This window comes from Pseudomonas rossensis (assembly GCF_039888995.1).
GTDB classification, from domain to species: Bacteria; Pseudomonadota; Gammaproteobacteria; order Pseudomonadales; family Pseudomonadaceae; genus Aquipseudomonas; species Aquipseudomonas rossensis.
Map to the genome: position 1 here is coordinate 1 of NZ_JBBWCB010000067.1, position 14,654 is coordinate 14,654.

14 protein-coding genes are annotated in these 14,654 nt (G+C 59.1%); 4 read left to right on the forward strand and 10 right to left on the reverse strand.

What is annotated here, in order from left to right:
* The coding region (locus WLY71_RS18115; protein ID WP_347804627.1) for an AMP-binding protein at positions 1–1,269 on the reverse strand (1,269 nt) is incomplete at its 3' end.
* 365 nt (positions 1,270–1,634) lie between these two features.
* The gene (fadD2, locus tag WLY71_RS18120; protein ID WP_347804628.1) at positions 1,635–3,323 is read right to left on the reverse strand and encodes a long-chain-fatty-acid--CoA ligase FadD2; all 1,689 of its coding nucleotides are present in this window, start codon (positions 3,321–3,323) and stop codon (positions 1,635–1,637) included.
* 246 nt (positions 3,324–3,569) lie between these two features.
* Here fadD2 and WLY71_RS18125 point away from each other — a divergent pair, with 246 nt between their 5' ends.
* Positions 3,570–4,514, forward strand: a complete 945-nt coding sequence (locus tag WLY71_RS18125) for an alpha/beta hydrolase (RefSeq protein ID WP_347804629.1) — start codon at positions 3,570–3,572, stop codon at positions 4,512–4,514.
* A 41-nt stretch (positions 4,515–4,555) separates the two neighbouring features.
* Positions 4,556–5,026 (forward strand): MaoC family dehydratase, encoded by a 471-nt coding sequence (locus tag WLY71_RS18130; RefSeq protein ID WP_347804630.1) that lies wholly within the window; start codon positions 4,556–4,558, stop codon positions 5,024–5,026.
* Between the two features lie 103 nt (positions 5,027–5,129).
* On the opposite strand, the gene WLY71_RS18135 is transcribed toward WLY71_RS18130, so the two are convergent.
* The 4 genes from WLY71_RS18135 to WLY71_RS18150 all read right to left on the reverse strand — a co-directional run bounded on the left by WLY71_RS18135 (position 5,130) and on the right by WLY71_RS18150 (position 8,854).
* Positions 5,130–5,990, reverse strand: a complete 861-nt coding sequence (locus WLY71_RS18135) for an efflux RND transporter periplasmic adaptor subunit (protein WP_347804631.1) — start codon at positions 5,988–5,990, stop codon at positions 5,130–5,132.
* Between the two features lie 10 nt (positions 5,991–6,000).
* Positions 6,001–6,207: a DUF1656 domain-containing protein gene (locus WLY71_RS18140; protein WP_008151119.1), complete on the reverse strand. Its 207-nt coding sequence runs from the start codon at positions 6,205–6,207 to the stop codon at positions 6,001–6,003.
* The gene (locus WLY71_RS18145; RefSeq protein WP_347804632.1) at positions 6,194–8,182 is read right to left on the reverse strand and encodes an FUSC family protein; all 1,989 of its coding nucleotides are present in this window, start codon (positions 8,180–8,182) and stop codon (positions 6,194–6,196) included. The genes WLY71_RS18140 and WLY71_RS18145 overlap by 14 nt, the downstream gene beginning before the upstream one ends.
* A gap of 204 nt (positions 8,183–8,386) precedes the next feature.
* Positions 8,387–8,854 (reverse strand): ferritin-like domain-containing protein, encoded by a 468-nt coding sequence (locus WLY71_RS18150; protein ID WP_347804633.1) that lies wholly within the window; start codon positions 8,852–8,854, stop codon positions 8,387–8,389.
* Positions 8,855–9,057: 203 nt separating this feature from the next.
* Here WLY71_RS18150 and WLY71_RS18155 point away from each other — a divergent pair, with 203 nt between their 5' ends.
* Complete coding sequence (locus WLY71_RS18155; protein WP_007949456.1) at positions 9,058–9,294, forward strand: DUF3820 family protein; 237 nt, start codon at positions 9,058–9,060, stop codon at positions 9,292–9,294.
* Between the two features lie 22 nt (positions 9,295–9,316).
* Positions 9,317–10,498 carry an aminotransferase class V-fold PLP-dependent enzyme gene (locus WLY71_RS18160; protein ID WP_347804634.1) on the forward strand — a complete coding sequence of 394 codons (1,182 nt, stop codon included), beginning with the start codon at positions 9,317–9,319 and terminating at the stop codon, positions 10,496–10,498.
* A gap of 2 nt (positions 10,499–10,500) precedes the next feature.
* Here WLY71_RS18160 and WLY71_RS18165 read toward each other — a convergent pair whose 3' ends face one another.
* The 4 genes from WLY71_RS18165 to zwf form a co-directional block, all read right to left on the reverse strand.
* Complete coding sequence (locus tag WLY71_RS18165; RefSeq protein WP_347804635.1) at positions 10,501–11,226, reverse strand: intradiol ring-cleavage dioxygenase; 726 nt, start codon at positions 11,224–11,226, stop codon at positions 10,501–10,503.
* Between the two features lie 343 nt (positions 11,227–11,569).
* A complete protein-coding gene (locus tag WLY71_RS18170) occupies positions 11,570–12,235 on the reverse strand; it encodes a bifunctional 4-hydroxy-2-oxoglutarate aldolase/2-dehydro-3-deoxy-phosphogluconate aldolase (protein WP_347804636.1) in 666 nt (221 codons plus the stop codon).
* A gap of 17 nt (positions 12,236–12,252) precedes the next feature.
* Positions 12,253–12,966: a 6-phosphogluconolactonase gene (gene pgl / locus WLY71_RS18175; RefSeq protein ID WP_347804637.1), complete on the reverse strand. Its 714-nt coding sequence runs from the start codon at positions 12,964–12,966 to the stop codon at positions 12,253–12,255.
* The gene (zwf, locus tag WLY71_RS18180) at positions 12,953–14,422 is read right to left on the reverse strand and encodes a glucose-6-phosphate dehydrogenase (protein ID WP_056741491.1); all 1,470 of its coding nucleotides are present in this window, start codon (positions 14,420–14,422) and stop codon (positions 12,953–12,955) included. Before zwf ends, pgl begins: the two co-directional genes overlap by 14 nt.
* Positions 14,423–14,654: the final 232 nt, after the last annotated feature.

The window sequence follows — 14,654 nt, forward strand, 5'->3', positions numbered from 1 at the left end:
GTCCTGACGCTGCCAGTAGCCCTTCATGACTTGCGGACCTTTCACACACAGCTCGCCGATTGCGCCTAACGGCTGTTCAACGCCGGCATCGTCGATGATTTTGCACAGGGTCGACGGAACCGGAATACCGATGGTGCCGATCTGGATGTTCTGAATCGGGTTCACGGTGGCCACCGGGCTGGTTTCGGTCATGCCGTAACCTTCGCAGATGGCGCAACCGGTGACCGCTTTCCAGCGCTCGGCCGCGGCCAGTTGCAGGGCCATGCCACCGGACAGGGTGACTTTCAGCGCCGAGAAGTCCAGCTTGCGGAAGCCTTCGTTATTGCACAGGGCCACAAACAACGTATTGAGACCGACAAAACCGCTGAACTTCCACTTCGACAGTTCCTTGACCATCGCCGTCAAATCGCGCGGGTTGCTGATCAGGATGTTGTGGTTGCCGATCAGCATCATCGCCATGCAATGAAAGGTGAAGGCATAGATGTGGTACAGCGGCAGCGGCGTGATCAGGATCTCGCAGCCTTCATGAAGGTTAGAACCCATCAACGCCTTGCACTGCAGCATGTTCGCCACCAGGTTGCGGTGGGTCAGCATCGCGCCCTTGGCCACGCCGGTGGTGCCGCCGGTGTATTGCAGCACGGCAACGTCGCCGCTGGCCGGGTTGGCTTCAGCCACTGGCTGGCCGTGCCCCTTGCTCAGGACATCGTTGAACTTGATGGCCTTGGGCAAGTGATACGCCGGGACCATCTTCTTCACGTACTTGATGACGCTGTTGACCAGCAGACGCTTGAGCGGCGGCAGCAGGTCGGCCACTTCGGTGACGATCACGTGCTTGACGCCGGTTTTCGGCACGACGATCTGGGCCAGGTGCGCCATGTTGGCCAGGCAGACCAGGGCTTTGGCACCGGAGTCGTTGAATTGGTATTCCATTTCCCGCGCGGTGTACAGCGGGTTGGTATTGACCACGATCAGCCCGGCGCGGATGGCACCGAAGACGGCGACCGGGTACTGCAACACGTTGGGCAGCTGCACGGCGATTCGATCGCCCGGCTGCAAGTCGGTATGCTGTTGCAGGTAAGCGGCAAAGGCACCGGACAATTCGTACAGTTCACCGTAGGTGATTGTCTTGCCCAGGTTGCTGAATGCCGGTTTGTCGGCAAAGCGTTGGCAGGACTGCTTCAACACCGCCTGAATATTCGGATACTCGTCTGGATTGATGTCGGCAGCAATCCCGGCAGGGTACTTATCCTTCCAAAAGTCTTCGATCATGGAAGCCCACTCCTCAGCAACGCGAATTCATCACCGCATTTGATGCGATTATTATTGGTGTGTGTTTTTTATTTAATTTGTTGGTGAGTCTGGCTTTTTATAGAGGCCGAGATGTCACAAAGCGCGCCGAGAGTAGCAGCTTTGCCAGAGGGCGACTAGAGCCAAAAGCCGCCTCTACAGTCACTTTAATGACTCAAGAATAGCAAGCAGTCATTTTAGAGCAAAAAACCTATAAGACTCTGAAAGCCTTTAAAACCGGGGCTTATCCAAAAAAATTCGCGAGCAGGCTCGCTCCCACAGGATCACCGATGACCTTGTGGGAGCGAGCCTGCTCGCGATCCGCGCGAAGCGCGGCCATTCAACGATCAGGCGATATCACGCAACTCCCGCCGCAAGATCTTGCCCACCGGCGTCATCGGTAACGACTCACGCAAGACGATGTGCTTGGGCACTTTGTACGCCGTGAAGTTTTCCTTGCAGTAGGCCTTCAGCTCTTCAAGGCTGACACCCGTTTCACGGGCCACCACAAACAGCTTCACCGCCTCCCCCGAACGCTCGTCCGGCACCCCGATCACCGCACAGTTGGCGACTTTCGGATGAGCCATCACCACGTCTTCGATCTCGTTCGGGTACACGTTGAAACCCGAGACGATGATCATGTCTTTCTTGCGATCGACGATGCGCACAAAACCGTCCGGGTCGATCACCGCGATGTCACCAGACTTGAACCAGCCTTCGGCATCCAGCACTTCGGCGGTGGCTTCGGGTTTCTGCCAGTAGCCCTTCATGATCTGCGGGCCCTTGATGCACAGTTCGCCGCGCTCGCCCAGCGCCTGCTCGACGCCTTCATCGTTAATGACCTTCAGCGTGGTGCCCGGCACCGGCAGGCCTACCGTGCCGAGCCGCGACTTGTCGCCGTACGGGTTGGTGCAGGCCACCGGCGAGGTTTCGGTCAGGCCGTAACCTTCGGTGATGCGACAACCGGTGAGCTGTTCCCAGCGCTCGGCGGTGGCCTTGACCAGCGCAGTACCGCCGGAGTTGGTGAGTTTGAGGCTGGAGAAATCCAGGGTCTTGAAATCCGGGTGGTCCATCAGCGCGACGAACAGCGTGTTGAGTCCCAGCAACGCCGAGAAGCGCCAATTCTTCAGCTCCTTGATGAAGCCCTTGATGTCCCGCGGATTGGTGATCAGCACGTTGTGGTTGCCCGAAACCATCATGCACATGCAATTCGCGGTGAAGGCATAGATGTGGTACAGCGGCAGCGGCGCGACCATGACCTCTTGCCCTTCGCGCAACAGCGGCTGGCCGTCATTGCCGAACTGCTCCAGGCACGCCCGCACTTGCTGCATGTTGGCCACCAGGTTGCCGTGGGTCAGCATCGCGCCCTTGGCCAGGCCGGTGGTACCGCCGGTGTATTGCAGCACGGCGATGTCGTCGAGCCCGACGTTCAGCGGCTTGATGCCCAGGCCCCGGCCCAGACGCAGCGCGCTCTTGAAGGAAGTGGCCTGCGGCAAGGAATACGCCGGGACCATCTTCTTGACCTTGCTCACCAGGGTATTGACCAGCCAGCCCTTGGCGGCGGGCATCAGGTCGCCCATTTTTGCTTCGATCAGGTACTGGATGTCGGTGTCGGGCAGCACTTCCTGGACTTTCTGCCCGAACATGTTCAGGTAGACCAGCGCCCGGGCACCGGAGTCCTTGAACTGATGACGCATCTCTCGCGCGGTGTACAGCGGGTTGGTGTTGACCACGATCAGCCCGGCGCGCAAGGCACCGAACACGGCAATCGGGTAATGCAGGACGTTGGGCATCTGCACCGCAATGCGATCCCCCGGCACCAGGTCGGTGTGGGCTTGCAGGTAACCGGCGAACGCTGCGCTGTAGCGTTCCAGTTCGGCGTAGGTCAGGGTGACGCCCATGTTGCTGAATGCCGGGCGGTCAGCAAATTTCTTGCAGGAACGCTCGAACACTTCGATCACCGACTTATAGGCCCCTTGATCGATGTCCAGGGGCACGCCGGCCGGGCGTTTGTCATTCCAGAAATCAGGTTGCATTGTTCTTGTCCTCTTTACCTGAACCTATCCGGGGCCGCTTTTCTGTCCTTCTTCAAAACAAAGAGCTAAAAAGCGGGGCTTCACGGACACTAGCAGCTATGGCGAATCAGGCAAATATGCGCACGGTCGACATTGATCGTGTGAATCTTGCTGCCGTGGCGTGGCCTGATCAGACGGCACGCTTTGGATGCGCTATACAATGCAACGACGCCCATGCCACATGCAGCCCTACGCAAAGGAACCGCCATGATCCACGACACTTTCTGGCTGACCGCGAGCGACCGCAGCCGCCTCTTCGTCAACCAGTGGCTGCCCGCCGCGCCTTTAAAAGCAGTGATCCTGCTGGCCCACGGCATGGCGGAACACAGTGGCCGCTACGCGCGTCTGGCGGAAAAACTCTGTGATCAGGGCTACGGTGTGTATGCGCCGGACCTGCGTGGACATGGCAAAACTGCCGAAAACGGGACACTCGGCCATTTCGGCGACGATGACGGTTGGTGCAAGGTGGTCGGCGACCTGGCGAGCCTCAACCAGCACATCGGCCAACAACATCCGGGAGTGCCGATTGTGCTGCTCGGTCACAGCATGGGCAGCTACATCGCCCAGGCCTATCTGCTGCACCACAGCGCCAGCCTGCACGGGGCCGTTCTCAGCGGTTCGAACTTCCAACCGGTGGCGCTCTATCGCGCGGCGCGGCAGATTGCGCGGTTAGAACGTTTGCGCCAGGGCCCGAAGGGTCGCAGCGCGCTGATCGAATGGCTGTCGTTCGGTTCGTTCAACAAGCAATTCAAACCGGCGCGCACGCGGTTCGACTGGCTCAGCCGCGACCCGGCCCAGGTCGACCTGTACGCCAACGACCCGCTCTGCGGCTTTCGCTGCACCAATCAACTGTGGATCGATTTGCTCGGTGGGTTGCAGCAAATCAGCAAAGCGTCCAATCTCGCTCAGATTGATCCGGGCCTGCCGTTGCTGGTCATCGGCGGTGAATGTGATCCGGTGAGCGAAGGCAAGCGTCTGAAAGATCTGGCCCATGCGCTGCGCGCTGCCGGCAGCCAGAGCCTGCAACTGACTATTTACCCGCAGGCACGGCATGAACTGTTCAACGAGAGCAACCGCGATGAAGTGATCAATGACGTGTTGAGCTGGATCGCCCAGGCGCTGAGCCACCGTCGGCCACCCAGATCGGAATAGTTTTTTTGAATTTATTTTATTCGTGACAGGAATTGAAACAGATGACCCAGGTTACCAACACCCCTTACGAGGCCCTTGAAGTCGGCCAGACCGCCAGCTACAGCAAGACGGTCGAAGAGCGCGACATTCAGTTGTTCGCCGAGATGTCCGGCGATCACAACCCGGTGCACCTGGACGCTGAATTCGCCGCCGGCACCATGTTCAAGGAGCGCATTGCTCACGGCATGTTCAGCGGTGCGCTGATCAGCGCTGCCGTTGCCTGCGAGTTGCCTGGGCCGGGGACTATTTATATCGGTCAGCAAATGAGCTTTCAGAAGCCGGTGAAAATTGGCGACACGCTGACCGTGCGTCTGGAGATTCTCGAGAAGCTGCCGAAGTTTCGTGTGCGGATTGCCACTCGCGTGTTTAACCAGCGCGATGAATTGGTAGTGGATGGCGAGGCGGAGATTCTGGCGCCGCGTAAGCAGCAGACGGTGACGTTGCCTAAGCTGCCGGCAATCAGCATCGGCTGATTGCCTCAAAAGATCGCAGCCTCGTTTCACTCGACAGCTCCTACAGGGTTTGCCATATACCTGTAGGAGCTGTCGAGTGAAACGAGGCTGCGATCTTTTGATCTTACGGTCCTTCCTGCACCTGCACACTCGCCGTCATCCCCGAGCTCAAATTCATCCCTTCCGGCAACTTATCAATCTTGATCCGTACCGGAATCCGCTGAGCCAGCCTCACCCAGTTAAACGTCGGCTCGACCTCTGCCAGCAACTGCCCATCCGGCGTGGTATTGCGATCGGTAATCCCGCGACTGATGCTTTCCACATGCCCCTGCAACGCCTCCCCCGCACTCATCAACCAGACCTTCACCGGATCGCCAACACGAATCCGTGGCAGCTTGGTTTCTTCGAAATACGCCTGCACATAGAAAGTCGAATCGTCGATCAACGCCATCACCGATTGCCCGGCATTCACGTAGTTCCCTTCAGCCAGACGCAGGTTGGTGATGTGACCGTTGCGCGGCGCATGGACCTGACTACGGGCGAGGTTGAGTTCCGCAACCTTGGCTTCCGCCTGGGCTTCGCGCAGTTCGCCACGGGCGATGCCGGCGTTGATTTGCGCGTTCTCGCGTAGCTCGTCACTGATTGCCTGCGGCCCGAGGGCAGCGCGGCGACTGGCTTCGCGCTCGCGCAGATTGAGTTGCTGCTGACGGGTCTGCACCACCGCCTGGGCTTTCTCCAACGCCGCTTCGAAACGGTCGCGATCAATGCTCAGCAATAAATCGCCGGCCTTGACCTGCTGGTTATCAAAAGCCTTGAGCTCACGCACCCAACCCGAGACGTCCGGCGCGATCACCACCACGTCGGCGCGGATCCGCGCATCCCGAGTCCAAGGCGTGAGCATGTAGTACTGCCACAAATGGAAGCCGGCAAAAATCGCCGCCGCCACCAGGCACAAGGTCACCGCGACACGTATCGGTGTACGCATTTTCAACTCCTTATAAAGGTCCGAGGACGACGGTGATCAAGGTCAATACACAGACGTACAAGGCGCAATCAAACAATGCTTCGTGCCAGATCCAGCGGCCCACCGGCGTCAGGCGCAAGAGCATGCGCAAGGCTCCAGTGACGAGCAGCGCCAGCAGCACATAAATCAGAAACGGACTGAGCAGCACGCCACCCACCGACCACTCACGCAAGCCCATGGCTTTGCTCCTGTTGACGGCACCAGGCGCGCCAGCTGCTTTGCAATTGCAGCACCGCACCTTGGGCCAGTTTCACTGCATCGCTGGGGGGCAATGCGTACAAGGTCTTCAAGAATTCTTCGCTTGGCTGCGCCAACACCTCGGCGCGACTGCCGGCCGGGCCTTGCTCGAGGATTTTTTCCAGCTGTTCGAGATAACGCCGTTGAGGCGCACTGACCGGCACCTGCGCCACCGCCAGACTCAAACGCAAATGCAGCAATTCGTCGCCGATGTCCAGGCCGAGCAAGCCATCGTCCCAGCGACTACGCGCCGGTTCCGGCAACTCGGGGTAGTGTCGCGCCAATTGCAGCAAGCGGTCGGCCATGCGCCCGCCAAACCAGCTTTCGGCACCGCGCAGATTGCGCCGGGTCAGGCGCACCAGATCGTCGAGGGTTGCCGCCAGCAAACGTCGGCCATGCCATGTCGGATTGCGCAGGATCAACAAATGGAACGCCAGCACAGCGGCGCCAACACCGACCACGATGGATTGAGCGCTGTTGAAGAACGTCGCGACATCAAATTTCATCACATTGAGCGGCGAGACCAGCACGATGAAGTGCAGACAAAATGAGGTGGCCGTGGCGCCGATCTGCGGTTTGGCCATGCCCAGCGCGCCTAGGAACAACGGCACGCCCATGCCCATGCACAGCAACGCAAAACCACTCCATTGCGGCAGCAGAATCTGCCCGACGATAAACGCGGCCGGAATCGCCAGGAAGATCCCGCGCATAAAACTCATGCCGATTTGAGCGCCATTCTCGCGGCTGGCAAACAGACTACATACCACGCACGTCAACAGCAGCGCGCCGGAGGCGGCGGGCCAAGCGGTCGCCAACCAGAAGCACGAGACCACCAGAAACGCCAACGCACTTCGGGCACCGAACATCAGCGCCAATGACAGATCGCGGTGCGGGGTTAGGGTTCTCGGTGGATCGACCGTTTCCTTGCCCTCCTCAACGGCGTTCAACGCGGCGCTGGCCGCCATGGCGGTATCGAGCAACAAGGTGAAACGGGCCAGGCAGTAACTCTGTGCGGAGCTGATGTGCAGGTCGTGGGAAGCGTCGAGCAAGCTTGGACGCAGCGCTTGCAGGGTCGCGGTATTCGAGCTGTTGAGCGCCTCTTGAACCTCGGTCATCCAGGGCAACAGTTGCTCGGCTTCCTGGGGTTCCAATTGCTTCCACTGACGACGCGCCGAACGGGCGATGCGCAGCAGCATCAACAGCTTTTGGCTCAAGCCGCTGATCCCGCGTGCTCGTTGCCGCCCCAGGCTTCCTTCAAACCAGGCATGCTCGCGCTGGGCATCGACGGCGACGATTCTCCCGAGGATTTCCAGCAAGCCTTTACGCGCCTGACCATCACCGGCCAGGGTCGCACGCGCGGCGTTCATACCGCTTTGCCACGCTGCCCGCGCCTGATCCGCCAGTTGCCGTTCGACCCGCATCGGCCAGAGCAGCGCACTGGCAGCGGTGGCGCAAAGAATGCCCAAGCAGATTTCCGTGCAGCGAGCCACGGCTTGATCGAACACCGTCAGCGGATGAGTAATGGCCGGCAACGCGATGATCGCCACCGTATAACCCGCCAGCACGAACGAATAGGACCAGGCGCTGCGCAGCAAGGTCGAACTCGCCGTACACAACCCCAGCCACAACGCCAAGGCCAACAAAAACAACCAGGGCGTCTGGGCAAACAACCCCATGAACACCACTGACATGATCGTCCCGACCAGAGTCCCCAACAACCGCGCCAAGCCCTTCTGCACCACCATCCCCGACAAGGGCTGGGCGACGATGAACGCGGTCATCAACGCCCAGGCCGGTTGCTCCAGACCCCAGCGCAATGCCAGCCACAGCGCCAGGCCGCCACCGATCAAGGTCTTGATTGCGAACTGTAAGGCGCGGCGGTCAGGTGCAAACAAAGCCTGCAGGGTGATAGGCACGTAATGGACTCTTGGAAAGACGATTTAACGGTAGGAGCTGCCGAAGGCTGCGATCTTTTGATCTTTTGATCTTGCTGTCCGGCGACCTCTATACCGTCAAAAGATCGCAGCCTTCGGCAGCTCCTACAAGCGCCGATTTCAGTGCTAATTCCCGGACACAAAAAAACGCCAGACTGGCTGGCGTTTTTGACAGACAACGAACGCTTACGAGCGTGCGCGCGCCTGGTTACGCAGGGCTTTTACCTGATCGTGGTTGCGTTGCACGCCGTGGTACTGACGCTCAACCAGGTCGCGAATGCCCACCAGGTTGTATTTGTTGATTTTTTCGATGGCTTCTTTGTAAGCCTTCAGTGCATGGTCTTCACCCCGTTCGGCTTCGTTCAGCACGGCCTCTTCATCCTTGCCGGTGAACATCGCTTTGACGTCGACCCAACGGCGGTGCAGGTCACCGCTGACACTGGTGGAGGTTTCCGGATCGCCACCCATGGAACGTACAGCGGTCTGCAATTCAGAAGCAGCCTTGGCGCAGTCAGCCGAGCGCTGTACGAAAATGGCTTTGAGTTCCGGGTGTTTGATGTCTTCAGCGCACGTCTTGAACCCTTCCTGACCGTCTTTACTGGTTTCAATCAGGTCGTTGAGTACAGAGATGGCTTCTTTATTCATGTCGGTCATTTTCAATTCCTCGCGGGTTGATGAAAGATGCAATAGGTGTTGCATCCTGCATGCCAGCTTTGAATTGATAAGTTATTTCTTATATTTCAATTACTTATGGTTTAACCCGAAATCTGTATCCGCTTTATTTGCATGATCTGTCATTTGGCCTGCATGCAGAATGCCTGTATTTTCCAGACTGTTTGAATCAAGACGACTGATTGATGAACCCTGAAAAGCTCGAACTGTTGATTACCCGTGAAATGCCCTTCGGCAAATACAAGGGCCGGATCATTGCCGACCTCCCCGGCCAATACCTGAACTGGTTCGCTCGGGAAGGTTTCCCCCACGGCGAACTCGGCGGCTTGTTGGCCTTGATGCAGGAAATCGATCACAACGGCCTGTCGGAGCTGCTCGAACCCCTGCGCGCCAAACATGGCAAACCTGCCCCGCGCCACTGATTCTCTCCAGACCGAGTAGTCCATGCCCGATAACACCCGCCGCGCCCGTGATGAAGCCTTCTGGCACACCTTTGCCGACCGATACGCGGTTGAACCCGGCCCGGTCAACCTCGAAAACGGATACTTCGGGCGCATGTCACGCACGGTGGTCGAGGAGTATCAGCGCAACATCGAACTGATCAACCGCAGCAACTCGGTGCACGTGCGGCAACGCTTCGAACAGGGCGAAAGCCTGGAGATTCGCAAACAGCTCGCCGAGCTGATGGGCGTAGCCGCCGACACTGTCGCCCTCACCCGCAACGCTTCGGACGGTCTGCAATCGCTGATCCGCAACTACAACCGTCTGACGCCGGGCGATCAGGTGCTGATGTGTGATCTGGAATACGACACGGTCAAAGGTGCCATGCGCTGGCTGGCACGTCATCGCGGTGTCGAAGTGATCGAGATCGAACACTCGCACCCCGCCAGTTTCGACAGTTTGCTGGCCACTTACCGCGAAGCCTTCGTGCGTTATCCGCGACTCAAACTGATGGCGCTGACCCACGTCACCCATCGCTCCGGGTTGGTGATGCCGGTGCAGGCCATTGCCGCAGCAGCCAGAGAACATGGCATCGACGTGATCCTCGACGGCGCCCATGCGCTCGGCCAGCTCGAGTTCAATCTCGATAAACTGGGCATCGCCTTTGCTGGCTACAATCTGCACAAATGGATCGGTGCACCGCTGACTCTGGGCTTCATTTACATCGCCCCCGAACGCCTGGCCGACATCGACCCGGACATGGGCGAGATGCATTTCCCGGTCACCGACATTCGCGCCCGCACGCCGTACAGCACGCCCAACATCCCGGCGCTGCTGACCCTGCCGCTGGTGTTCGAGGAACATCGGGCCATGGGCGGTTCCGCCGCCAAGGGCGCTCGGCTCAATTACCTGCGCAACCGCTGGGTGAGCGCGGTACGCGAGTTGCCGGGGATCGAAGTCATGACCCCGGACGACCCGCGACTGTATTGCGGCATCACTTCGATGCGCTTTACCCGGCATGCCGATCAACAGGCGATGGTCGAGCGGCTGCTCAAGGACTACAACCTGTTTACCGTTGCGCGCAGTGGTGCCGCAAGTGGTCCGTGCATTCGCATAACCCCGGGGCTTACCACCACGGGTGCAGACATGGATCTACTGGCCCGGGCGTTGACCGAACTGCGCTGACGTCACACGGTGTGTTTGTCGAAGTCCTCGGGCTTGATCTGCGTCGACACCGCGAATGTGTCGATGCCGATGGTCGTGTGCCCGAAGTAGCCGTCTTTATTCGAGTCTCGACTCAGGGTGTGAACGTTCAAGGTCGAAGCTTCGCCGCCCATGTTTTCATAGAAAAAGTCTTGATCGTTGGTCAGCGGCGAAACGGCTCGACCGCGGTACTCCCTGGCGTTGAGTACCGAGCGCGAGGCCACTTCGGGAAAGTAGAGCTGACCGACCCAGGCAACATGCCGCTCTTCCAGGTAGTTGTTGCCTTCCATAATGCGTACCACGACATGAATGTGCAGGGCACGGCCGGCGTAGAACCCCGGATAGATCGTGGTAAACCGCACGATGCCGTTCTTGTCCGTGAATTGCCCGCCACGCAAGTAAGTGTCGTCGTCGGTGCGCGGGATCGAGCCTATGTCGCCGACGTCGACTTCCTTGTCCGGATTGACCTTGCTCCAGCCCGAATACGCACCGCGTGCATTGCAATGCCAGATATCCACCAACGCGTCAGTCACCGGTTGACCGGTCATGGCATCGACGATCGTCAGCCTCAGCACCAAGGGAATACCGTCCATGCCTTCGCTGATGTTTCTTCTGATCAATTTCGGATTTCGGAAATAAGGACCGGCGATCTGTTCGGGTGAAAGCAGGTAAACCGCTGGCTGGGGTGAAACCGGAGTGTTGTCGTCCATGACGTTCTCTCTTCCATAAGATGAACGCAGGTTAACGCTGACCGAGGAGCGAGATGCGGTAACTATGTATCGCATGATGTCGATCTGTAGCAGCTGCCGAGCTTGCGAGGCTGCGTTCGGCTGCGTAGCAGTCGTGAATCCGGCTTACGCGGTCTGCCTGACGTACCGCAATCTCTGGTTTTACGACTGCTACGCAGCCGAACGCAGCCTCGCAGGCTCGGCAGCTGCTACAAAGAGCGAGTCGACAGCCAAAAGGGTTTTCACCGGGCAAAAAAAAACGGTGCACCGACCAAGCGCACCGTAAAGCCGTAGAACACACAACGAAGTGTTTGGTAAAAGCCGATCAGTCCAGCAGCGCCAGTGCCTCGGCGGTGCATTCCTGGATGCGGGCCCAGTCGCCGTTCTTGATCCACTCGGGATCAAGCATCCAGCTACCGCCCACGCACATCACGTTCTTCAACGCCATGTAGCTCTTGATGTTGGCCGGGCTGACGCCGCCAGTCGGGCAGAATTTCACTTCGCCAAACGGGCCGCCAAGGGCTTTGATAGCCGCGACGCCGCCGCTGACTTCCGCAGGGAACAACTTGAAGCGGCGATAACCCAGGCTGTAGCCTTCCATGATGCCGGAGGCGTTGCTGATGCCTGGCAACAGTGGAATCGGGCTGTTGACGCTGGCTTCCAGCAGGTCACGGGTGATGCCCGGCGTGACGATGAACTGCGAACCGGCCGCTTCGGCAGCCGCCAGCATGTTGCGATCCAGCACAGTACCGGCACCGGTCACCAGTTCCGGGCGTTGCTCGCGCAGAATCTGGATAGCCTTGAGGCCGAACTGCGAACGCAGGGTCACTTCCAGGGCTGTCAGGCCACCGGCCGCGAGGGCATCGGCCAGCGGCAGGATGTCCTGCTCGCGAGCGATGGTAATCACCGGCAGAATCCGCGCCTTGGCGCAGAGGCTGTCGATCAGGGCAACTTTGTCCGCCATGGAAACGGTCGGGGATGGGGTTGTCATAGCGGCTGTTCCTTGGCTCATGGGCACCAGTAAATCTCTAACGTAGGTTGCAGAAACGCGCGAATCGGCATGGCGGCGACATCGTCACCCGCCAATGCGGCACTCAGGGTGGTCAGCTTGGACTGACCGGAAATCGATAGAACGGTGGTCTTGGCCGAGGCCAGAAGCGCGCGGCTCATGGTCAGGCGCTGATGCGGCACGGTCGGCGCCAGCATCGGCCAGCAGCGACGGCTGCCGTCGACTTTCAAGGCATCGGCCAGGTTCGGGCTGTTGGGGAACAGCGAGGCGGTGTGTCCGTCGTCGCCCATGCCGAGTATCAGCACGTCGATCGGCGGTAATTCCTTGAGCAGGCGATCCGCCTGCTCGGCCGCCAGTTCAAGGTTGGCCGTGGCGCTGTACAGACTCAGGAACTGAGCCTTGGCCGCCGGGCCTTGCAACAGGTAACGCTTGAGCAGACCGGCATTGCTGTCGACATGCTCTACCGGCACCCAGCGCTCGTCGGCCAGGGTGACGACAACCTTGGACCAGTCCAGCGTCTGCTTGGCCAGGTGCTGGAAAAACGCCACCGGGCTGCGTCCACCGGAAACCACCAAGGTCGCGGTGCCGCGCGCGTCGATCGCGTCACTCAGTTGCTTGGCTACATTCAGCGCCAGGCCTTCGGCCAGCAGCACCGGGCTTTTGAACTCATGGGCGCTGACGCCCTGAGGCAGTTTCAATTCAGATATCGCCATACCACGACCTCCCATCCCGCGTGATCAATGCAATGGAGCTCATCGGCCCCCAGGACCCGGCCGCGTACGGCTTGGGCGCATCACCGGATTTTTTCCACCCGGCGATCAACTGGTCACACCACTTCCACGCGGCTTCGATTTCATCTTTACGGACAAACAGGTTCTGATTGCCGCGCATCACTTCCAGCAACAACCGCTCGTAGGCATCGGGAATTCGTGCGCTGCGATAAGTGTCGGAAAAATTCAGCTGCAACGGACCGCTGCGCAGCTGCATGCCCTTGTCCAGGCCTTGTTCTTTGGTCATCACGCGCAAGGAAATGCCTTCGTCCGGTTGCAGGCGGATAATCAGCTTGTTGCTGATTTGCAGGCGCTGCTCGGGAGCGAAGATGTAGTGGGACGGTTCCTTGAAGTGGATGACGATCTGCGACAACTTCTGCGGCATGCGCTTGCCGGTACGCAGGTAAAACGGCACACCGGCCCAACGCCAGTTGCGGATATCGGCACGCAGCGCAACGAAGGTTTCGGTGTCGCTCTGGGTGTTGGAGTTCGGCTCTTCCAGGTAACCGGGAACCGATTTGCCTTCGCTGTAACCCGCGATGTACTGACCGCGCACGACCTGAGTGGTCAGGCCTTCCGGGCTGATCGGCGCCAGCGCCTTGAGCACTTTGACTTTCTCGTCACGGATGCTGTCGGCGGACAGGTCGGCCGGCGGGTCCATGGCGATCAGGCAGAGCAGTTGCAGCAGGTGATTCTGGATCATGTCCCGCAGCTGGCCGGCCTTGTCGAAGTAACCCCAGCGACCTTCGATCCCGACTTTCTCGGCCACGGTGATTTCCACGTGGGAGATATAATTCTGGTTCCACTGGGTTTCGAACAGGCTGTTGGCGAAACGCAGGGCGATCAGGTTCTGGACGGTTTCTTTGCCCAGGTAGTGGTCGATGCGGTAGGTGCGGTTCTCCGGGAAGAACTGCGCCACGGCGTCGTTAACCTTGCGCGAGGATTCCAGGTCCGAACCAATGGGTTTTTCCAGCACCACGCGGGTGTTCTCGGTCAGGCCGACCTTCGACAGGTTCTCGCAGATCGCTCCGTAAACGGCGGCCGGTGTCGCGAAGTAGGCAATCACCCGCTGGGCGCCGCCAGCCATTTCGGCCAGGGCGACGTAATCGTCAGCCTTGAGGAAGTCGACGTGCAGGTAACTCAGGCGGGCCAGAAAGCGTTCGACCACGGCTTCGTCCAGCTCTTTGGCGACGACGTAGCGGCGCAGCTCGGAGGCGATGAACGCCAAATGCTGCTGCTCGCTGCCAGGCTCACGGGCCAGCGCGATAATTCGCGTGTCCTCGTGCAAGAGGCCTGCGCCATCGAGCTGATAAAGGGCAGGAAACAGCTTGCGCAGTGCCAGATCGCCGAGGGCGCCGAACAAGGCAAAGGTGCACGGTTCAACCGTAATCGAAGGCATGATGTTTGTTCTTTTATCAAGTTAAGCTACAAATACCTTTTTTCAAGGCATCACTCAAGGGAAAATGTAGTAATAACCACAACATTTTCGCAAAATACAGATTCCGAGTGGTGGACGGTCGGAGCCATCAGTAGGATAGGCCACCGTTTGGGGCCGCATCAAAGGCCCAATTTGCATAGCAACACGCTTGTTTGCATCGCAGAGCACTCTTGTAGGCGAACCAAGGAAACCA